This is a genomic window from Blautia sp. BCRC 81119 (assembly GCF_003184505.1).
Taxonomy (GTDB): domain Bacteria; phylum Bacillota; class Clostridia; order Lachnospirales; family Lachnospiraceae; genus Blautia_A; species Blautia_A fusiformis.
Window position 1 is genome coordinate 58,697 of record NZ_QJHD01000007.1, and the last position, 21,360, is coordinate 80,056.

Annotated in this window: 17 protein-coding genes; 2 read left to right on the top strand and 15 right to left on the bottom strand. The window is 46.5% G+C overall.

Annotated elements, in window-relative coordinates; all coding sequences use genetic code 11:
* Positions 1-2: 2 nt before the first annotated feature.
* The 4 genes from rffA to DMI82_RS05960 form a co-directional block, all read right to left on the bottom strand.
* Positions 3-1,133, bottom strand: a complete 1,131-nt coding sequence (rffA, locus tag DMI82_RS05945) for a dTDP-4-amino-4,6-dideoxygalactose transaminase (RefSeq protein WP_015527415.1) — start codon at positions 1,131-1,133, stop codon at positions 3-5.
* An 88-nt stretch (positions 1,134-1,221) separates the two neighbouring features.
* Entirely contained in the window at positions 1,222-2,514 is a 1,293-nt protein-coding gene (locus tag DMI82_RS05950) for an ATP-grasp domain-containing protein (protein ID WP_110102811.1), read from the bottom strand.
* The gene (locus DMI82_RS05955) at positions 2,511-3,482 is read right to left on the bottom strand and encodes a hypothetical protein (RefSeq protein WP_199579964.1); all 972 of its coding nucleotides are present in this window, start codon (positions 3,480-3,482) and stop codon (positions 2,511-2,513) included. The genes DMI82_RS05950 and DMI82_RS05955 overlap by 4 nt, the downstream gene beginning before the upstream one ends.
* A complete protein-coding gene (locus tag DMI82_RS05960; protein WP_015527419.1) occupies positions 3,482-4,414 on the bottom strand; it encodes a glycosyltransferase family 2 protein in 933 nt (310 codons plus the stop codon). The genes DMI82_RS05955 and DMI82_RS05960 overlap by 1 nt, the downstream gene beginning before the upstream one ends.
* A 168-nt stretch (positions 4,415-4,582) precedes the next feature.
* Between DMI82_RS05960 and DMI82_RS05965 the strand changes: the two genes are divergently transcribed.
* Both DMI82_RS05965 and DMI82_RS05970 read left to right on the top strand, forming a co-directional pair.
* Positions 4,583-4,933: an EamA-like transporter family protein gene (locus DMI82_RS05965; protein ID WP_110102812.1), complete on the top strand. Its 351-nt coding sequence runs from the start codon at positions 4,583-4,585 to the stop codon at positions 4,931-4,933.
* Positions 4,926-5,264, top strand: a complete 339-nt coding sequence (locus DMI82_RS05970) for an EamA family transporter (protein WP_015527421.1) — start codon at positions 4,926-4,928, stop codon at positions 5,262-5,264. The genes DMI82_RS05965 and DMI82_RS05970 overlap by 8 nt, the downstream gene beginning before the upstream one ends.
* A 43-nt stretch (positions 5,265-5,307) precedes the next feature.
* Here DMI82_RS05970 and DMI82_RS05975 read toward each other — a convergent pair whose 3' ends face one another.
* From DMI82_RS05975 to uvrA, 11 genes are all read right to left on the bottom strand, one after another.
* Complete coding sequence (locus DMI82_RS05975) at positions 5,308-6,855, bottom strand: GH25 family lysozyme (protein WP_110102813.1); 1,548 nt, start codon at positions 6,853-6,855, stop codon at positions 5,308-5,310.
* A gap of 171 nt (positions 6,856-7,026) precedes the next feature.
* Positions 7,027-9,930, bottom strand: a complete 2,904-nt coding sequence (locus DMI82_RS05980) for a L,D-transpeptidase family protein (protein ID WP_110102814.1) — start codon at positions 9,928-9,930, stop codon at positions 7,027-7,029.
* Between the two features lie 52 nt (positions 9,931-9,982).
* On the bottom strand, positions 9,983-10,246 hold the full coding sequence (locus DMI82_RS05985) for an HPr family phosphocarrier protein (protein WP_015527424.1): 264 nt from the start codon (positions 10,244-10,246) through the stop codon (positions 9,983-9,985).
* Between the two features lie 58 nt (positions 10,247-10,304).
* Positions 10,305-11,606: a CdaR family protein gene (locus DMI82_RS05990; protein WP_059086146.1), complete on the bottom strand. Its 1,302-nt coding sequence runs from the start codon at positions 11,604-11,606 to the stop codon at positions 10,305-10,307.
* Positions 11,587-12,471, bottom strand: coding sequence for a diadenylate cyclase CdaA (gene cdaA / locus DMI82_RS05995; RefSeq protein ID WP_015527426.1), 885 nt, complete (start codon positions 12,469-12,471; stop codon positions 11,587-11,589). Before cdaA ends, DMI82_RS05990 begins: the two co-directional genes overlap by 20 nt.
* 42 nt (positions 12,472-12,513) lie before the next feature.
* The gene (locus DMI82_RS06000; protein ID WP_110102815.1) at positions 12,514-13,623 is read right to left on the bottom strand and encodes a hypothetical protein; all 1,110 of its coding nucleotides are present in this window, start codon (positions 13,621-13,623) and stop codon (positions 12,514-12,516) included.
* Complete coding sequence (locus tag DMI82_RS06005) at positions 13,620-14,054, bottom strand: hypothetical protein (protein ID WP_015527429.1); 435 nt, start codon at positions 14,052-14,054, stop codon at positions 13,620-13,622. Before DMI82_RS06005 ends, DMI82_RS06000 begins: the two co-directional genes overlap by 4 nt.
* Before the next feature lie 147 nt (positions 14,055-14,201).
* Entirely contained in the window at positions 14,202-14,909 is a 708-nt protein-coding gene (locus DMI82_RS06010; protein WP_021651891.1) for a ComF family protein, read from the bottom strand.
* Entirely contained in the window at positions 14,906-17,179 is a 2,274-nt protein-coding gene (recD2, locus tag DMI82_RS06015; RefSeq protein ID WP_015527431.1) for an SF1B family DNA helicase RecD2, read from the bottom strand. Before recD2 ends, DMI82_RS06010 begins: the two co-directional genes overlap by 4 nt.
* A 125-nt stretch (positions 17,180-17,304) precedes the next feature.
* Positions 17,305-18,288, bottom strand: coding sequence for a rod shape-determining protein (locus tag DMI82_RS06020; RefSeq protein WP_022426956.1), 984 nt, complete (start codon positions 18,286-18,288; stop codon positions 17,305-17,307).
* A gap of 133 nt (positions 18,289-18,421) precedes the next feature.
* Positions 18,422-21,271, bottom strand: coding sequence for an excinuclease ABC subunit UvrA (gene uvrA, locus DMI82_RS06025; RefSeq protein ID WP_110102816.1), 2,850 nt, complete (start codon positions 21,269-21,271; stop codon positions 18,422-18,424).
* Between the last annotated feature and the right edge of the window lie 89 nt (positions 21,272-21,360).

A 21,360-nucleotide genomic window follows, 5' to 3' on the forward strand; every position in this document is an offset into this window, starting at 1 on the left:
TGTTAAAACCCGTCAAAGGAAGCAATCGCATCCACAACTCTCTTCGCATCCTCCATATCCAGATTATAGAACATGGGCAGTCGCATAAGACGCTCGCTTTCTTTTGTAGTATAAACATCTTCTCCGGAAAATCTTCCGAATTTTTTTCCTGCCGGTGCGGAATGAAGGGGTACATAATGGAACACACTGCAGATATCCTTTTCGCGGAGATATTTCAGAAGCCTTGTGCGTACCTGGATATCATGTACCTTAATGTAGTACATATGTGCATTATGTGTGCATTCTTCCGGTACATAAGGCTGCTGGATCTTTCCTTCCTCCGCCAGAAATCTAAGGTTCTCATTGTAAAAATCATAGATCTGCATCCGCTTATCGCTGATCTTCTTATGCTGCTCCAGCTGGGCATAAAGATATGCCGCATTCAATTCGCTCGGAAGATAGGATGATCCATAATCCATCCAGCGGTATTTATCTACCTGACCACGGAAAAACTTACTGCGGTCCGTTCCTTTTTCTCTCAGGATCTCTGCCTTCTCCAGGTACTGATCCCCGTTGAACAGGATCGCACCGCCCTCTCCCATGGTATAGTTCTTAGTCTCATGGAAACTGTAGCAGCCAAAATCTCCAATGGTACCAAGGGCTTTTCCCTTATAGTAGGCATCCACACCCTGGGCCGCGTCTTCCACTACCTTCAGATCATGTCTTCCAGCAATCTCCATGATCGTATCCATCTCGCAGGCTACTCCTGCATAATGGACCGGAACGATCGCGCGGGTCTTATCTGTGATTGCCTGTTCGATCAGCTTCTCGTCAATATTCATGGTATCCGGCCGGATATCCACAAATACAATCCTTGCACCGCGAAGCACAAATGCATCTGCCGTTGATACAAAAGTATAAGACGGCATGATCACCTCATCGCCAGGCTGGATATCTGCCAGAAAAGCAGCCATCTCCAGTGCATGGGTACAGGAGGTTGTCAGCATCACATGACCCACATGAAAGCGCTCTTCCATCCATGCAGAACATTTCTTCGTGTAGATCCCGTCGCCGCAGAGCATTCCCCGTTCTACTGCGTCACGGATGTACTCAAATTCCTTACCTGTAAACGCAGGTCTGTTAAAATCAATCATGTATTTCCTCTTTATTTCTTATTCTTCATGGTTTTTCTACATTAACTGCACATTTCATTTTCTCACACTCATGTTGTAAATTCAATGCCTATTTTTCTGCCGGTGCATAATCCGGGATCTGATTATGGTATGCCACCTCCTGGCCGTTGGGATCCAGAATATGCATTTCCTCATAAAACTCTTCTGTGAGAAGATCCATTTCCTTACAATTCTCTGTTTTTACATAATATAATGCCAGATACGGATTAGGACCATGCTCAATGACCTTCTCTCCTTCCTGATAAAAGATCCAGGGCTTTTCCACCTGTTCTTTCTCTCCCAGCCTGACTGCCGCAGACTGATCTCCGATGGTAAGAAGCCTTCCCTGAAAATAAATGACAGCTCCACAACACTGTGGTTTATGAACATCGTGTTCTGCAAGCATTTTTTCCAGTTTATCCGGATCATAGAGAGATGCAAGAAGAAGCTCTTCCATATTAAATCCATAGACCATATCGGTCAATTCATGCTCATATCCGAAAAATCGTGCGGCGATCTCGCAGACCTGGATACCTTCTCCCGGCTTCCAGAAAAACTGCATGGAAAGGGCTCCGTCTTTCTGACCGGTTCTGTCCGCATATGCCTGAAGAAGTTCTGTGGCAGGCTTTTCAACTTTTGACAATAATCTGGAAGGATACACATTTCTTGTACTGATGGGGATCTCCCCTTTGGCAACAAATGTCTTTTCACGGTCTGCAATACTGATCACATGGACTTTTCCATGCCGCACCCAGGTCATCATATTGAATTCATAGCCATCGTTATATTCTTCCACCAAAATCTCCGGCATATCAGAAAATCCTGCTGTTTTTTCTGCCCCGTTTATCAGCTCCTCCAGATCTTCGGATATATAGATCCCGCGGGAGCCGTATTTATCCAGTGGCTTGCTGACCACCGGATAACGAAGTCCCTCAAGCAGCTCTTTCAGCTGAGTTCTTTTGGACCTGTCTTTAAAATATGCGATCGGGATTTTTCGAAAGCCCGGAGTGGGAAGTCCCAGTTCAGTAAGCAGTGCTCTGGTCGCTGATTTATCACGATACCAGGGAAGCTGCTCCGGTTTCAGATAACAGGGGATTCCTGCCCGGTCCGCGATCTTTACCATACATTCCAGAAGAAGGTCGGAAAAGGATGTGATGATCCCATCGATCTCTTTTTCTCGGCAGAGACAGGCGATCCGTTCCGTATCTGTTACCGGGATCTGAAATGCCTCATCTGCAAATTTTCTTGCCGGACCATCCGGATATCCGTCGCAGACAATGGTGTAGTATCCTTTTTCGCGGGCCTTCTGCACCAGCTGCTCAAATTCTCCCAACGTTCCCAGTATCAGCAATCTGTGTTTCATGATTCCGTTTCCTCCCATTCTCTTATGGAATCCGCGATATACTGCATTTCTTCTGCCCCGTATCTCTGGTCACAGGGAAGCGGCAGCACATTGGCAGCCCAGTCATATTCCATGGTATCCCTGTCAAATTCTTCCAGGATATTACGCCAGTTTGTCGGCACAAAAATCTTCCGGCCTGCCAGCCAGCGTCGAAGCTCTAATCCGTTCTTATGATAATACGGATAGGCAAACGGTCCCTCCGGCACCTCCCCTGTAAAAGCATTCCTTGAAGGAAGAAGCTGCGACAGCAGACGGTAGTTCTGTTCTCTTCTTGTTTTGATACCGGAATAATCCATAGTCCTGAGGAGGTTTCCGGTCAGACGGGACATTCGGCGGATCTCCATCTCATGATAATTTGCTGCATTATCCAGCATTTTCTGATAGAAGGTTCCGGCATCATATTCATAACGTCCCAGAATATGCTCCATTCTTCCCATGGAATGGTCCAGAGGCTTCTTTTCCGGTTCCAGTTCCGCATCGGTGGACAGATATGCTCCGTCACTGACTCCGAGAAATTTTCTACAGGAGTACAGAGTGTCCACACCCGGCAGCGGTTTCTGAAAAAACGCATGCGTATGATCCACAATGATATTCCCATAGATTTTTTTATATTTCCGGATCTTATCATCGGTAAGCTGGCCATAATAATTTACCAGATATAGATATTCTCCTTCCGGAAGCGTTCTCTCCTCAAGGACCGGATGCAGACTTTCATCCATATGATAAAATTCTATATCTGCCCCGAATCTCTCACAGGCACCGGTTACGGAATCGCAGAGAAAAAATGGCAGGTAGATCTTTTTGCACCTGCGTGCTTCCATCAGCCACAAAAGCGCTGTTCTTCCGAGATTCACGCCGCAGAGATCCGGATAGTATTCCTGTCCCGCCGGTTCTTCCAGTTCCAGATAGCCGCCGATCTCTTTTTTCATCAGTCTGTCTCCTCCTGACGGATCACATAGTGCGGCATCTTTTTGGCCTCATTGAGAATATTCATGAGATAAATACCGATGATCCCGATCGAAAGCAATGTCAGTCCGAAAAATGCCAGCATCACGAGCATCAGAGATGTCCAGCCTTCCACTGAGATCCCGCACAGAAAATATCTCACCAGATAATAGATCCCCAGTAAAAAGCTTACCAGAAAACTGGCAATGCCGATGTTTCGCACCATAAGCAACGGAAATGCCGTATGGGCAGTAATATCATAGATGAGATCCTTCACAAGGCGGCGAAAAGAATATCCGCTCTTTCCATATGCACGTGCTGCATGCTGCACCGGAACATTGATGATACGGTTGGAGCTTAAAACCAGAAGATTTCCGATCTGCGGAAGATATGTATTGGTCTTCAGCATGGCTTCCACCAGAAACCGGCGGATCAGTCGATAACTGGTGATCTGAAGGTTCGGATCCTTGCCGAGCATTTTGGAAGTTGCCCATACAGACAGCTTTGTGCCCAGCTTCCGAATCAGATTATGCTTACGTCCTTCATAGCTTGCAATGATCACATCCACATCGTCACGTTCCTTCATTACATTGATCATTTTTGGGAGCTCCTCAGGCTGATGCTGAAGGTCATCATCCATAGTTACGATGAACTCTCCCTTTGCGTGGGCAAATCCGCACAGAAGCGCAGGATGCTGTCCGAAATTCCTTGCCATCTGGATGATCTTGACACGGGGATCTTTTTCCCGGAGTTCTTGCATAACCGCAAAAGACCGGTCCCTGGACCCGTCATCTACAAGGATCAGTTCAAATTCTTCTTTTATCGTTTCACGGAATACTTTTTCCAGACGGGTGTACAGTTCCTGCAGCGTATGTTCTGAATTGTATACAGGAACAACCACTGAATATAAACACATATCGTTTTTCCTCTCTTTTGTATCAATTGACACTTATCGTTTAATCTTATCATTTTCATTTCCTGTTGTAAACCGTTACATTGTTCAAACATTTTCTTGCATAAACCTGCCGGATGATATATATTGATTATCAGTCTATGATAATCGCATTTATGATATGGAGGAAACATGACAAAAATCAAAGATTATATTCAGCTTCATCTGAATATCCTGCTGTTTTCTCTTACCAGCGTTTTTTCCAAGCTTGCATCGGTTTATTACAATAAAGTAGGGCTTCATAGTCCTCTTCTCTATGTATTTCTTTTTCTTATGATCGCAAACTGTGGAATCTACGCCATTGCATGGCAGCAGGTGATCAAAAAATTTTCCCTTTCCACGGCCTACGCCAACAAAAGCGTCTATCTTCTGTGGTCCCAGGTATGGGCTGTGATCATTTTTCACGAAAATCTTTCGCTTCAGAACATCATCGGCATCCTGATCGTTCTGATCGGAGTCTGGATGGTGCAGAGATATGAATAGAACATTTATGCTGATCATGCTGGCCGGAACCTTTTTTTCGGCAATTTCCCAGGTACTTCTGAAGCAGAGTGCCAATATGGAATACAAAAATCCCCTCCGGGAATATCTGAACTGGCGGGTGATCCTGGCCTATGGTATCTTTTTTGGAGTGTTGCTCCTGAATACCTGGTGCTACACCAAAGTGGATATGAAATTCGGACCGGTGATTGATACTGCCGCCTATGTTTTTGTCCTGCTGTTTTCCTGGCGGATCCTGAAAGAAAAGATTTCCCGCGGAAAGATCATCGGAAATCTGATCATCATCCTGGGAATCCTTGTTTATACCTTATGATCATAAAAATGCCGGCAGCTTTATGTTCGCTGCCGGCATTTTTTTATTTTTTCTTATTTGCTGCGGATATAGTTGTGTATACACCATCTTCATCGAATGTATAGCTCTTTCCGTTTTTCTCAATAGTACAGTTTTTGTACATGATTCCTGTTTCCGGATCAAAATAATATCTCTTTCCGTCCAATTTGAGCCAGCCTCTCTGCATCTTTCCATTGGAGCCAAAATAATAGGTATGGCTTTCATTGTTTCCGCTCCATGTATAGAATACCTTTTTGACCATAACGCCGTCACCGCCAAAATAATATACATCATTCCTGCTGTTCATGTACCGCACATGTCTCATCATGTATCCGTATTTGGCCTGAAAATAATAATAGTTCTTTCCAACCTTTTTCATGCCTTTTAATGCATGTCCGTTTTTGTCAAAATAATATTTTTTCTCCTTATAGGTGATCCAAGTATTTTTCACAAGGACTCCATTTTTATCTACATACCTGGAAATATTCTTGGAATCTCTGATCAGCTTTGAACGGCACATTCCTGCGGTCTTATGGATATAATATTTCTTATTTTTCACCTGAACCCAGCCGTATTTTTTGACACCATTGACATAATAAAATTTCTTTCCGTTCTCTGTTGCCCAGCCGGTTTTTCCTTTATAGTTGCTGGTATCCGGTCTGGTGGATGCTTTGTATCCGGTCTGTACATGCCATCTGGGTGTGATGATCTTGGTATAATCAACATAACCGAAGTCAATATCTACAGTAGAATAAGACGGAATTCCCGCAACCAGACCCTTGGTGGTATTCAGATATCCGCCACCGTCACCATCGGTGGACTGCCAGATGGTATATTTGTACTTTTTCTTGTCAGGAGCCGGAATCGTATCACCATACCGCGCAAGCCATACATCATAACCTGTCATCTTGCTCCAGTCAAGCTTGTTGTCATACCAGTCTGTATTGCAGTAGATCATTGGATGATATCCGGCTTTTTTTACCTCATTGCAGAAGGTCTTTGCCAGATCCGCGATCTGTGATGCGGAAAGATTGCGCATCTGATCATATTCAATGTCATAAACCACCGGATAGGATACTTTATATCCATCCATTTTACGGATGGCAAGCTGCGCTTCCTTCAGTGCCTGCTGTGTGTTCAGCGCAAGGCTGTACACATAGGTTCCTGTCGGAACTCCTGCCTTCTCTGCCTGTTTCATGTTGTAATCATATGTCTTATCCAGATGATTCAGACCATAGGAGATCCTGACAAAGGCAAAATCTACATTAGATTTTTTGACCTGGCTCCAGTTGATGGTATCCTGCCACTCAGAAACATCGATTCCACGTGTGACAGCACCTTCCAGCTTCTGGCCGCTTCCGTTATAGCAGACACCGTTGATCTTCTTCCAGGCCTTTGAACTTACCCTGGAATTCTGTGTTGCCTTCCCGCTGGGGACCTTTTCTTCCTCAGCAACTGCCTCGCTTCGGTCTACGCCTCCGCCGCCCATGGCCATCGCTGTAGTTCCCATTGTTCCTATTCCCAGCAGTGCTGCCATACAGCCTGCCACCAGCCATTTCTTCCAGTTTTTCATTTTAGTTTCCTTCCATAAATTATGTTGTTTATTTGTGCATAACTCTTATTATACATATGAAAAAATGGAAAGTAAAGCCATATATGGAAAAAGACCGATGTCAGCTTCATACAGCTGAACATCGGTCTTCAGTTATTCTATATATTTCTTTCTGGTACTGTTCGGTAAAGATCACGGAACTTCCGGGTCTGTAGGATCAAAGTTTCCGGCTCCACGGAAGGTTGCCAGCGGTCTGCGGCCTAACGGTCCCTTGAAGGATTCATTGTTAACGTAATTTCCGCTGCTGTAAATGTGGATCGTAGAACCGTTACAGTTCTCAAATACCCACTTCGCATCAGCCACACAGGTACGGATACATCCGTGAGATGCAGGCTGACCAAGCTTCAGGTACTCGCCTGCCGGAAGATTATAAACACTCCTGGTCGATCCGGCTACGGAATGGATAAAGATTCCTCCCTGTCCGCATCCGTCAACATGTGTTCCATACTGTCCCCAGGACGGTCCCATCAGTGGCTGCCATCTCAGACTGCGGGTCAGTCTGTATGTACCATCCCATGTAGGTGTTCCGGAGAGACCTACAGAAACACGGATTGTCTTAACCGGAATGGTCTTGCTGCTATTTGTGTATACAGTCATAACACCGTTGGTCTTATCAACCTCCAGGTAATATGGTCCTCCGTAAATACTGGAAACATCATTACGGCGGTAACCATCCTTATCAAAGTAATACAGTTTTCCATCGATCCATCTGCTTGTATTGGTCAGATACTTGGAACCGCTGTCCGGATCGATATATTTGACCTGATCATAGTAATCGCTGACGATCACCCAGCCGGTGGAAAAACGTCCCTGGCTGTCCAGATAACCATTTACGGAACCACGCTTCATGGATTTATTTGTCACAACGGTATAGTTCTGCAGATAGTACCAGTATTTACCTACCTTCTGCCAGCCTGACTTTTTCAGAACACCGTTGCCGCCTGCATAATACCACTTATTCTGGTAACGGATCAATGTACTCTTGTACATCCAGCCTCTGTGCGCATTGGCATCTGATGTTGCAAAGAAATAGTATTTTTTGCCGATCTTTGTTTTTCCTGTTGCAAGCTGTCCTGTGCTATTAAAGTAATAGCTCTTTTTGGAGGACTTGTTTGTTATCATCTGGCTCTTATAGTGGTTTCCGTTTTTGTCAAAGTAAAACCATCCGAAGAACTGGCCTTTTGCGTCGGTCACCTTCTGCCAGCCATATTTTTCAACAACTTTTCCTGCTGTGCTTCCGAAATAATAAATCTTGTTGGATGCACCCGGGCAGCCATGCCAGCAGTTCTTCCAGGAAACTCTCTGGCCATTGCCTCCGAAATAATATCTGCTGCCTTTATACTTCACAAGTTTTTTTGTAATGATGCGGCCCTTGCTGTCTGAAACATAATATGCGTTATTCTGCGCCTTCGCCATTGTATTCGTCATAACATAGCCGCTGGCATTCAGCATATATCGATATTTCTTGGACATTACAGGTGATACATAAACTCCATGTTTCATGATCTGTCCACGTGTGGCAGCCTTCGGACTACAATAGATAAAACGTTTCTGATTTTTGCTGTTTAAAACATATGTCCATCCGCCATAAAAAAGCTTTCCTGGAATCTCTCCTGCCTTTGATGCCGGCTGGAAGTAATACTGATATGTTGTGGAACCGGTTGTCAGCTTCAGGATTCCTGTTCGCGGTTTTCCGTTACGCATCAGTGTATAATAAGCATTTCCGATCTTCTTGATCTTGCCTACAAGGTTCTGAGCCTCTATGGATTTGTAATCACCCTGGGAATTATAATAGCGGAAAACAGTTCCTGTCCATAACCAGTAATTTCTCTTCTGCTGGCCAAGATTGGATGTCCACGGTGTGATTGCTTTTCCGGTGGAATCCGAATACAGGGAAGCTTTGGAGTTTTCGAGGAAATACCATTCTGTCTTCTGTGTTCCGGTATAACCTGCTGCACCTGGCTCACGGGTCATACGGCCGGTTACCAGATATCCGTCTTCATTAAAAAGATAATATCCCACATGTCCGTTGGTATTGATCTTAAGAAGACCATCCTGCGCAGTAAAATAATTATCTTCGATGGAACCTGTCTCTGATACCTGAGAAGCGTTCCCTTCATCCTGGGCAAGAGTCTCTGCGTTATCTACGCTCTCTGATGTTTCGACTGCCGTCTCTGTTTCTACGGGTGCTGTCTCTGCGGATGTCTCCTCTGCAGACACTACATCTGCGGATGCTGTCTCTGCAGAAGCTTCTGCTGCGGATACTTCCTCTGTAGAAACTTCTTCTGCTGCAGTCTCCTGCTCTCCTTCTGCTGACTCATTCTGGAGTACCTGAGCCTGCTCACTCTCTGCTGCACCATCCGGAAGCTCTTCAGTCTGCTGTACCTCCTGTGCTGCTGCAGCTGTTTCATCAACTGTTGTTTTCTGCTCTTCTTCGCTACTTTCTGCAGGATCCTCAGAAGCTTTTCCCTCCGGGGCTGCAGATGCAGCAACCTTCTTTTTGCGGAGTCTGTAAAAACCGTTTGCAGAAACCCAGTCACTTGTCTTGGCAACGACTACACCGTTTACCAGTGATGCTCCGGTAGCAGAAGTTTCCTCTGCCTTGTTGTTCTCTACTTTGTTCTGTACTGCGGTATCTGCTGACGGTGCATCCAGTTCCTGTGCATCACCTGCACTGAAATCATCGCCCGGATCTGTACTGTCTTCTGTTGTCGCATCCGGTGCTTCTGTAGTTTCCGGTGTCTCTGTAATCTCCGGTGTTTCTATAACATCCGGTGTCTCTGCGGGGTTCTCCGGTGTAACAGGTGTTTCTTCTGAACTGTCTGTACTGTCAGTACTACCTGTTTGATCCGCTTCTGTCTCCGGCTGCTGTACAGTCGTTTCCGCTTCATCACTGAATACATCCTCAGCCGGATCGCCGGCTGTCTCTGCTGCCATCTGCACGTCTGTACTTTCCAAAGCCGCAGCGCCGGCTTCCAAAGTTCCGCCCATGCATAATGTCAGACTGAGAAAAATTGCCACAACTCTTCTCTTCACAATAATCCCTCCTGATCATGCTGCTGTAAATAATTATTGTATCTGTTACGTATCATTCGCCCAGTCCGCCTTCGATAAGAGCCACAAGCGCATCTATCGCAGCCTGTTCATCCTCACCCTCGCAGACCAGTGTGATCTCATCCCCGCTTTTAACACAGGCACCCAGAACACTCAGAACACTTTTGGCATTCGCTGTACCTCCGGCATACTGAAATGTTATGGACGATTTGTATTTTATTGCCTCGCCGCACAAAAGCCCTGCGGGACGAAGATGAAGCCCTGACGGGTTCCTGACCGTTACCTTATAACTTAACATTGCTGCTGTCTCCCTTTATATTACTTATCCTTCAAGCCTTGTCCAAAGCTGTGATTACTTACTGACTGCTGCTGTCTACATTGGAAACCTTGGAGATTTTGATCTCGGCGGTTACATCCTCCAGCAGCTTGTAGCCTTCCGGAAGACTGATTTTGATCGGTACTTCGTAGCTTCCCTCCTCCCAGTCATCCATGGAAAGTACTGCTCCCACCGACTTCAGATCAAATTGGGAAAGATCTCCTTCTTCCGCCTGCACCTTCAGTTCAATATCCGCAACTTCAAATGCCAGCTGCAGATCATCAGGCAGACCCTTTACTTTGATATCCTCTGTCGGGAAGCTGTATATCTTACTGCCCTCCGGCAGGATATTGACTGTGATCCAGAGGTCCGTACTGGATCCTGATGTCAGCTTGAGGCCATCCGGAAGAAGCTCTGACAGGTTTACTTTCTTTTCCACGTCATTGCTCTTTCCTGAAATATCCACATTCTCATTGTCTAGATAAATGGTATTTCCCTGAAGTTTCAGATTGTTCAGTGCTTCCTCACTTCCGGCTACGCTGAAAGTCTCCGGTACTGTTGTGACACTATCCACAACATAGCCTTCTGCTGGTTCCCCTGTATATCCCGCACTGATCCGTATATCAGAACGCACCTTCCAGAGCTTTGCCGTGACATTAACCTTTCCGTTGTTGTCAAATTTCAGATAGCTCATGGAATTTGATGAAAGAGTGTCCTGATTCTTATCTGTGATAGTCAGTTCTGCGTCCGTGATCATCGTATCCTGATCGATCCCGTCAAGTTTTGAACTTACATCCACACTCACACTATCTATTTTACCAACCAGAGATTCCGGTCCTGTAATACGGACTTTTTCCGGATTTGCGGTGAGCGAAGCAATCTCCAGCCCCTGTGCCGGCTTGCTGTCATCACTGGTAACATTGATCGCAAATTCTTTGGTCACCTTTTTTTCCAGATGGACACTCAGATTCTGCGGTGATACACTAATGTTTTCCGGCAGTATCCCGGAGCAGGTCGCTGTAATGGGAATCATTACAGGATCTGTATCGGTAGACTGGGCCTGCTGCAGATCCGCAACTGCCTTAATATCACTTGAGGTGAGACGGTTGACTGTCTTCCGATCACCTGTAATATAAACACGTACGGAATTTTCACGGTCATCCTGCATGACCATCTCACCCAGCTGATCCACATAAGCTTCGTTAATGATCTGCACATCTGAGATCACAAAGCCTTTCGTAATGATAGGGTCATCAACATTTACTACGATCAGCCACACCAGGATTCCCACAATAATCGACATGATCTTCAAAGGGATGTTCTTAGTCAGATTTTTCTTCATGTTTCACTCTCCCTTTCAGCAGATTTCTCAGCTTACCGTTGTCAACAACCTTTTTATTCTGAGCAGAAACAAGTACTTCACGAAGCTGCTTGCTGTTAAGCCCTCTGGACAGTTCTCCGCCTCTGGCCACTGAAACCTGTCCTGTCTCTTCCGAAACAATGATCGTAAGAGAATCCGTAGCTTCGCTGATACCCACACCTGCTCTGTGTCTTGTTCCCAGCTGTTTGCTCAGTTCCATATTATCTGAAAGAGGCAGATAGCAGGTTGCTGCTACTACACGGTTCCCACGCACGATCACCGCTCCGTCATGAAGAGGTGTATTATGCTCAAAAATATTGATCAGCAGCTGACTGGTAAGGATACCGTCAATATTGATACCGGTTCTCACATATTCGTCAAGCCGGATCTCTTCCTCGATCACGATCAGTGCTCCGGTCTTAACTTCACCCATATCAAAACAGGCCTTTACCAGTTCGTTGATAGTCTTGTCATTGAAACGCTCCTGCACTTCCCTGCCGGAATCAAAGGGAATAATGTTGGAAACAAACTTCTTCTGTCCCAGCTGCTCCAGCGCCTTCCTCAGCTCCGGCTGAAAGATTACGATCACACCGATCACCAGCACATTAGCCAGGTTCCGGAAGATCCAGAGGATCGTATTCATTTTGAAGATATATGCGACCAGGATAAATCCAAGGACGATCAAAATGCCCTTCAGAAGGGTATATGCACGTGTAAATTTAATCCATGCCATAAACTGATATACAAAAAAGGAAATCAGTCCGATCTCAATGATATCTATCACGCCAAATCCCGGAAGGGAAATCTTCCCCAGATATCCGGCCACAACTGTCAGCACATTCTGCATAAGTCTCCTCCTTTCTTCCTGAGCTATTCCAATCGTTCCTGTTTAAAGATCCTTCAGCGATTCCTCCAGCTGTTTTTCGAAATCGATCTTGTCCAATCCCTGCGGTTTCTCACTTACTGTATTTTCGGAAACCATATCCGGCATCTTTACTGTATGCATTTCGTTCTTCTCAGGAAATACATCATCACTGAAAGACACAACATTGTCTTCTTTTTTTTCTTCTTTTACCGGCTCCGCATTGATCTTTTTGATGCTTCTCTCAGAAGTGGCGACCGTTGCCTTCGGAACGGCTTTTACGTAGTAATAGTACTCATCATCCTCATATTCCAGACGTTCTGTTCTGCTGTAATCTCCGCCAAAAACAAAGAACTCCAGAACAAATCCTGCCAGTACGGAGATCACTGTGGACAGGATCATCGGCACCATGGCTACCGTAATACTAATGCAGAAATCTCCGGCAAGGATAACCAGGATATAGATCACGCCGCCGGCAATGACAGCGATCCTCCATGCATAATCAAACGCCCGTGTTCTCAGAAGGTTCACAAACAGGATCACTACCACAAACGCGATCACCGTGATCCACATTGCCCAGTTGTGGACAAGTCCGTCAGAGATCAGCTTCAGTTTTTCTGTGATCTCTGCGGCAGGATCACTGAGTGCCGCCGACTGTGCATGTACAAACCGTATAAAATAATAGATCACAACACCGCATCCGGCCGGAAGCGCTGACAATGCACTACCCAGCAGGCCTGCTCCGATCGGCATAAGTGCAGGAACACCAAATCCGAAGGAAAGTGGTGTAAGGATCATTGCAAGATTCTGTGACCTGCTGAATCTTAGGAACAGGATCAGCATAAACAGAATAAGAAGCAGCATAAATCCTGCCGTTTCGATCCCGACTGCATAACAGTGCCCGATCATCAACGCAAATCCCAGAAACATCATCACGGAAACCGGAAGGATCGAACATACAAGCGCCAGGATCAGGACAACAAAAATATTATCCAGCTGTTTCATGTAGCCCATATTGCTGTTGATCCAGAGAAAATAGGCAAATGCCAGAACAAACTTCAGGACCGGCAGTATATATACTTCATATTGTCCGTAAAATCTTTTGATATTCTGTTTGATCTCAAGTAAAGCTGTCATTTTCTATGTCCTCCTGCATTTCTCCGGACCGGATTTCTTTTTTCCTCCCGCCCGTAGATTTTTTCCAGTCTTGTAAGATCCTGATAATATTCCCTGACACTTTTTTTTGCCCGGAAATATTTCACAGAATACTGGATGTAGGTCAGTATCGAATATACAACAAGCACGATCAGATAACCGACGATGATATAGATCCCAACCTCGACCAGATTAATCTTATTCACATTATCCATAAGATATTCGCTGAAATATGCGGCAACGCCTGCAAGTCCCAATATATATCCGATCGTTACCAGAAAAAAGTTTCTGATCAGTGCAAGTCCAATATAATCACTTCGATAATATCTGCTCACCGGAAGATACTTCCTGCCTTCTCCATGCTCATACATGGCCAGACGGTTCATGATCTTCACTTTTTCTTCATTTACCATAAAAATAACTCCTCATAAGCTTTCTTTATCAGGAAAATCCCCGATATATGATCTGCATTACGCTTTCCATACAGTTATACTGTTTAACTGCAATCAAATTTATTGTAGCATAGTTCCATACCTATGAAAAGTGTTTTTTCGGCTGTTTCATGCCCTTCCTGCGCATATTGTCAGAAAATAAACTTTCTCTGCACCGGCCTCAAGAAGACACATTGCCATGGCATCTGCCGTACTTCCTGTTGTGTATACATCATCCACCACAAGTACAGAAAAACCCGGGATCTTTTCGGTTACCTGATATGCATTTTTCAGGTTCTGACGCCTCTGTATGGCATTAAGTTTTTTCTGAGATCTTGTGCTTCGTATCTTCTTTACCAGATGCTCATTCCATGGGATCCCCGTAAGAACACTGAGCCTTTCTGCCAGATATGCTGCCTGGTTAAAACCTCTCATCCTTTTTTTTCTGGGATGCAGAGGAACGGGAACGATCAGATCAGGCTTCCACCGTTCCAGATATTTTTTTCCGAAGACGCTCATTGCCTTTGCATAAAAATCCCCATATTCCCGACATCCGTAATACTTAAATCGTACCAGAGACTGTCTCCAGACCTCTCCGTACCAGAAAATACTTCTGCCCTCCGTAAAATGATGGGCACCCTTGCGGCAATCTTCACAGTATTCCTCTTCCATTTTTACCGGTCTTCCGCATTTCATACACCTGGGACCGGATATAGGCCTGACCTTTCCGGAACACTCCGGACAGATCAGCCGGTCTTTTTCTTTCAGTATCTGATGACACAGCGGGCATTTTTTCGGGTAAAGCATGTCCAGTAAAAAATCTGCTGTTTTTTTCAAGAAAGTCCTTTCTCCCCGATGGCGCTCTCCTTCTGTTCAGATTCATCCAGCTCCCGGATCCGTCTGTCCAGAGAGCTGTATCTCTGCTGCTGTTTTTCATTACGGATCATCTCCGCAAAAGTGGTCTCGCTGCCTACTACGGTAACACATTTTCTGGCTCTGGTCACTGCTGTATACAGAAGATTCCGATTCATCAGCATCCTTGGTCCGGAAAGGATCGGAAGGATCACTGCCGGATATTCTGAGCCCTGGGACTTATGTATGGTCACTGCATAGGCAAGTTCCAGTTCCTCAAGCTGTTTGAAGGAATATTCTGCCTGTCTGCCATCCTCAAATTCCACGGTGGCCGTTTCCGCAAATTCATTGATCTCCGTCATAATACCGGTATCTCCATTAAACACGCCCACACCTTTATCCACAGGAATCTTGTATCGTCCAAGGATTTCCCACTCCAGCTGGTAATTGTTCTTCACCTGCATCACCTTATCCCCTTCACGGAAAAGGCGCTGTCCGATCTCTTTCTCCTTTTTCTTTTCATCCGGCGGGTTCAGATATCTCTGAAGTATCTGGTTCAGCCGCTCCACACCTAAAAGTCCCTTACGCATAGGCGTGAGCACCTGGATCTCATAGGGCTTTGCATCTACATAACGCGGAAGCTTCTCCTGGATCAGTGCGATCACCACACGGATAATGATGTCCGCGTCATATCTTTTCAGAAAAAAGAAATCCCGGCTCTTGTTATTGATGGTCACCTGCTCGCCCCGGTTGATCTTATGTGCATTCACCACAATATCACTTTCAGATGCCTGGCGGAAAATCTTTTTCAACTCTACTACCGGAAAACAGCCGCTGCGGATAATATCCCTCAGAACATTTCCCGGGCCTACACTGGGAAGCTGATTTTCATCACCTACCAGGATCAGTCTGGTCCCTGCTGTCACTGCAAGAAGCAATGAATGCATCAGTGCGATATCTACCATGGACATCTCATCAATGATGATCACATCCGCTTCCAGCGGATTCTCCGAATTCCTGTCAAAATGAACTGCACGGCCTTCCTGCTCTTCCTCCGGCATTCCATTCAGCTCCAGAAGTCTGTGGATCGTCTGAGCCTCGTATCCGGTAGCCTCTGTCATTCGCTTGGCTGCACGGCCGGTGGGAGCTGCAAGCCGCAGCTCAGCGCCTTCCTCTTCAAAATAACGGATAATCGCATTGATCGTTGTAGTCTTTCCGGTTCCCGGCCCGCCGGTCAGAATGAACAGACCATGACTGGCAGCTGCCGCCACTGCCTGTTTCTGCATTTCATCTAACCGGGTTCCTGTCTCCTTTTCGATCCTGTTGATCCGTTTCTCCATCATCTCCTCATCTTCCGGGCAGAGGATGTTCAGCTCACAGAGCATTCTGGCTGAATTCAGCTCAAGATAATAATATCGTGTGGGATAGACAACTGCACCGTCTTCTGTTTCTTTCAGGATCAGTTTCCGGTCTACTACCATATCCATGAGATGTTTTTCCATGTAGGAGGAATCTACTCCCAAAAGTCCGGATGCCCTGGAAAAAAGTTCCTCCTTCGGGAGATAGATATGGCCTTCTCCTGAAGCCTGTAGGAGAGTATACAACATTCCGCTTCTTATCCTGTAATCTGAATCTGTATGGATCCCGATCCGGGAAGCGATCTCATCTGCGATACGGAATCCCACACCACTGATATCCTCTGCAAGGCGATACGGATTCTCCTGCAGGACTCCATATACAGTCTGCCCATATTTCTGATAGATCTTTGCGCCGAGATTCAGTGATATCCCGTATTTCTGGAGAAAGATCATAGCGCGGCGCATATCTGCTTTCTCCGTCATCTGTTCTGCGATCTCCATGGCCTTTTTTTCGCTGATTCCCTTGATCTCAGCCAGCCGCTCCGGCTCTTCCTCTACAATACGCATAGTATCATCACCGAAACGACGTACGATCCTGGCTGCCAGTGCCGCTCCGATCCCCTTGATCGCACCGGAACCCAGATAACGCTCCATGGCCAGTGCATCCTCCGGCATTTTTTCTACGTAGGAGGCTATCTGAAACTGCTTGCCATACACCGGATGTGTTGTATAATTTCCGGAAGCTTCAATGGCAGCCCCCTGGGTGATCGCAGGAAATGTCCCCACACAGGTCAGTTCCCGTTCCTCTTCCATCCCTTTCAGTACCATGACCGTATATCCATTATCTTCATTTCGGAAGATCACATGATCTATATATCCTGTAACTGTCTCACTCATTTTTTTCTCCATCTGTAAACCTCTGATAACAGCAAAAGGCACTGCAGCTGCAGCGCCTTATCTGTATGAGTTTCCTGCGGCAGTCTCTTCTCTGACCCTGTGCCGTCCAGACGACTCATAACGGTTTACATCCTTGACATGATTTCCGCATATTTTCCTGTTCCGGCAGCCACTACAAGCATTGCATCCTGCACAGTCAATGTGCTGACTCCTGTTTTCTGCTCGATCAATGCATCCATTCCATGCAGCATGGCACCTCCGCCTGTAAGAACGATTCCTCGGTCCATGATATCTGCCGCCAGCTCCGGCGGTGTTTTCTCAAGAACGCCATGGACTGTCTCTACGATCTGTCCGGTCGTTTCCCGCAAAGCGGTCCGGATCTCCTCAGAAGTCAGTGTTGCCACCTTCGGAAGTCCTGTGATGATATTTCTGCCCTTGACCTCCATCGTGCGAAGATCCGCTTCTTCACTGGCTGTTCCGATCTTGATCTTGATATTCTCCGCTGCATCCTCCCCGATAAAGAGGCTGTGCTTCTCACGTACATAATTCATGATCGCATGATCAAAATTATCTCCTGCAACCTTCACAGATGCGGAAACAACCACACCTCCTACGGATACGACCGCAACATCCGTGGTCCCTGCACCGATGTCCACGATCAGATTGCCAAATGGCTTGGTAATGTCTACACCTGCCCCGATAGCAGCAGCAATGGGCTCATCCACAAGAAAAACTTCCCTGGCTCCTGACTGATAGGCAGCTTCCTCAATTGCTTTACGCTCAATCTCTGTGATCCCGCTCGGAACACTGATGCTGACTCTCGGCTTCCGGAACGCTCTCCGTCCCATAGCCTGTGAAATAAAATATTTCAGCATCTTTTCCATTACATTATAATCTACGATCACACCTCTTCGGATTGGCCAGATCACTTCCATATTGGAAGTCAGATGGCTTGCCATCTGTCTGGCTTCCTCACCGATTGCTCTGATCTTCTCTGTATCTTTATCATAAACAACCACAGAGGGCTCTCTTAAAACGATTCCCTTGCCTGTGGAAAACACCAGACTGTTTCTGGTTCCCAGATCGATTCCAATATCCTTTGCCGGCATAAATCCTCCCGCCTGCGTCATACGCATTCTGTATGCTGACGCATTTATGACTTATTCTGTTCCGGTCTGTGCCGGAACGTTCCCGCACTTCATTATATACAAAACCACAGAAATTGAAAAGAACTTTTACCGGTTATTTCTGTTCCAGATATTTTTTCACATATTTACCGGTGTAGGAAACCGGATTCTCTGCTACTTCCTCCGGAGTTCCTCTGGCAATTACCGTTCCGCCTCTGTCACCGCCTTCCGGTCCGATATCAATAATATGATCTGCCGTCTTGATCACATCCAGATTGTGCTCAATGACCACAACGGTGTTTCCTCCTTCAGACAGACGGCGCAGGATCTCGATCAGCTTGTGGACATCCGCAAAGTGCAGTCCTGTGGTAGGCTCATCCAGGATATAGATCGTCTTTCCGGTACTGCGCTTGCTGAGTTCTGTGGCAAGCTTGATACGCTGTGCTTCTCCTCCGGAAAGAGTGGTGGAGGGCTGACCCAGACGGATATAGGAAAGCCCTACATCATACAAGGTCTCGATCTTTCTCCGGATCGACGGTACATTCTCAAAAAATGTCAGTGCTTCTTCCACAGTCATATTCAATACATCATAAATGCTCTTGCCCTTATACTTCACTTCCAGAGTCTCACGATTGTAGCGTTTGCCCTTGCAGACTTCGCAAGGCACATATACATCCGGAAGAAAATGCATCTCGATCTTGATGATTCCGTCACCGCTGCAGGCCTCGCACCGTCCGCCCTTGACATTAAAACTGAAACGGCCTTTCTTGTAGCCCTTTGCCTTGGCATCTGCGGTGGCTGCAAAAAGATCACGGATCTGGTCAAAAACTCCGGTATATGTGGCAGGATTGGAACGGGGAGTTCTTCCGATCGGGGACTGGTCGATATTGATCACCTTATCCAGCTGATCGATACCCAGGATGTCATCATGTTTCCCGGGGATCACTCTGGCACGGTTCAAGTCTCTGGCAAGTCTCTTGTACAGGATTTCATTGATCAGAGAGCTCTTACCGGAGCCGGAAACACCTGTGATACAGGTCATCACTCCCAGAGGAATATCTACGTCGATATGCTTCAGGTTGTTCTCTGCCGCACCCTTTATATGAAGAAATCCGGTTGGTTCCTTCCTCACTTCCGGTACCGGGATCTTCAGCCTTCCGCTTAAATAAGCTCCTGTCACAGACTGCTCATTTTTCATCAGATCCTCAGCTGTCCCCATTGCGACCAGTTGTCCGCCATGTTCTCCGGCTCCGGGGCCGATATCGATGACACAGTCTGCAGCACGCATGGTATCTTCATCATGCTCCACCACGATCAGACTGTTGCCAAGATCACGGAGACGCATCAGTGCCCCCAGAAGCTTGTCATTATCTCTCTGGTGAAGCCCGATACTCGGCTCATCCAGGATATATGCAACCCCCACAAGCCCGGATCCGATCTGTGTGGCAAGACGGATCCTCTGAGCTTCTCCGCCGGAAAGGGTTCCGGTAGCTCTTCCAAGTGAAAGATACTCCAGGCCAACCTCTGCCAGAAATCCAACCCTGGCGCGGATTTCCTTCAGGATCTGTCTTCCAATAAGCTCCTGCTGCTTTGAAAGCTTCAGATCGCGGAAAAAGCCCTGCAGCTTCTGTACCGGCATATTGGTCACTTCATAAATATTCTTATCCGCCACGGTCACTGCCAGTGACTCCTTCTTCAGCCTCTGTCCCTTACATGTGGTGCACGGAGTAATCCGCATAAAGCTCTCGTATTCCTGCTTCATGGCCTCGGAACCGGTTTCACGGTATCTCTGCTCCACATTGCGAATCAGTCCCGGGAACGCCACATCGTAAACGCCCTCTCCCCGCTGTCCTTTATAATAAACCTTCACAGAATGACCGCCGGTACCATGGATGAGGATATCCTGTACCTTCTTCGGATACTCGCAGAAAGGTGTATCCAGAGAAAATTCATATTCCCTTGCCAGGGCATCCAGGATTGCTCTGGAAAAACTTCCCTGCGTAGTACAGGACTGCCATCCGAGAACAGCGATAGCCCCTTCATTGATACTCCGTTTCTTATCCGGAATCATCAGATCGATATCAAATTCCATCTTATATCCAAGACCCAGACACTGCGGGCAGGCACCAAATGGATTATTAAAGGAAAAGCTCCTGGGTTCGATCTCATCAATGCTGATGCCGCAATCCGGACAGGAAAAACTCTGACTGAAATTCAGAAGCTTCCCGTCCATAGTGTCTACTACCAGCAGACCATCCGCCAGATCCAGCACGGTTTCAATAGAATCGGAAAGACGCTTCTCTATTCCCGGTTTCACAATAAGTCGATCCACAACGATCTCAATGTTATGTTTGATATTCTTATCCAGCTTGATCTCCTCAGAAAGCTCATAGAGATTTCCGTCAATCTGCACTCTCACATATCCGCTTCTTCTGGCCTGATCCAGAAGTTTAACATGGGTTCCCTTGCGGCCCCGCACTACCGGTGCAAGAAGCTGGATCTTCTGGCGTTCCGGAAGCGTCATGATCTGATCCACCATCTGATCTACCGTCTGTTTGCGGATTTCCCTTCCACATTTGGGACAGTGCGGGATTCCCACACGGGCATACAGAAGTCGGAAATAATCGTAGATCTCCGTTACCGTACCCACTGTAGAACGGGGATTCCGGTTCGTTGACTTCTGATCAATGGAGATTGCCGGCGGAAGGCCCTCGATACTCTCCACATCCGGTTTCTCCATCTGTCCCAGGAACTGCCTCGCATAGGAAGAAAGTGACTCCATATAACGTCTCTGTCCCTCTGCATAAATGGTATCAAATGCAAGAGATGACTTACCGGAGCCGCTGAGTCCGGTAAGTACCACAAACTGGTCTCTGGGAATATCGACGCTAAGATTCTTAAGATTATTCTCATTGGCTCCGCGTATCCTGATAAAACGCTTCTTATCGTTTGCTTCTGCTGACATGAAAGCCTCCTACTCTGTCCGGTCATAAAAAATACTCCGGTATTCTTCTCAACAGCAGAATCTACCTCTCTTATTCCGCTGTAAAACTT

Bases quoted from the DNA above. Each gene is read 5' to 3' on its own strand.
- DMI82_RS05990 (WP_059086146.1), bottom strand. From the start codon at position 11,606: ATGAAGAAAAATCTGACTAAGAACATCCCTTTGAAGATCATGTCGATT.
- DMI82_RS06000 (WP_110102815.1), bottom strand. From the start codon at position 13,623: ATGACAGCTTTACTTGAGATCAAACAGAATATCAAAAGATTTTACGGA.
- DMI82_RS05970 (WP_015527421.1), top strand. From the start codon at position 4,926: ATGAATAGAACATTTATGCTGATCATGCTGGCCGGAACCTTTTTTTCG.
- DMI82_RS05955 (WP_199579964.1), bottom strand. From the start codon at position 3,482: ATGAAAAAAGAGATCGGCGGCTATCTGGAACTGGAAGAACCGGCGGGA.
- DMI82_RS05965 (WP_110102812.1), top strand. From the start codon at position 4,583: ATGACAAAAATCAAAGATTATATTCAGCTTCATCTGAATATCCTGCTG.
- cdaA (WP_015527426.1), bottom strand. From the start codon at position 12,471: ATGCAGAATGTGCTGACAGTTGTGGCCGGATATCTGGGGAAGATTTCC.
- recD2 (WP_015527431.1), bottom strand. From the start codon at position 17,179: ATGAGTGAGACAGTTACAGGATATATAGATCATGTGATCTTCCGAAAT.
- DMI82_RS05950 (WP_110102811.1), bottom strand. From the start codon at position 2,514: ATGAAACACAGATTGCTGATACTGGGAACGTTGGGAGAATTTGAGCAG.
- uvrA (WP_110102816.1), bottom strand. From the start codon at position 21,271: ATGTCAGCAGAAGCAAACGATAAGAAGCGTTTTATCAGGATACGCGGA.
- DMI82_RS05985 (WP_015527424.1), bottom strand. From the start codon at position 10,246: ATGTTAAGTTATAAGGTAACGGTCAGGAACCCGTCAGGGCTTCATCTT.
- DMI82_RS05960 (WP_015527419.1), bottom strand. From the start codon at position 4,414: ATGTGTTTATATTCAGTGGTTGTTCCTGTATACAATTCAGAACATACG.
- DMI82_RS06020 (WP_022426956.1), bottom strand. From the start codon at position 18,288: ATGCCGGCAAAGGATATTGGAATCGATCTGGGAACCAGAAACAGTCTG.
- DMI82_RS06005 (WP_015527429.1), bottom strand. From the start codon at position 14,054: ATGGTAAATGAAGAAAAAGTGAAGATCATGAACCGTCTGGCCATGTAT.
- rffA (WP_015527415.1), bottom strand. From the start codon at position 1,133: ATGATTGATTTTAACAGACCTGCGTTTACAGGTAAGGAATTTGAGTAC.
- DMI82_RS05975 (WP_110102813.1), bottom strand. From the start codon at position 6,855: ATGAAAAACTGGAAGAAATGGCTGGTGGCAGGCTGTATGGCAGCACTG.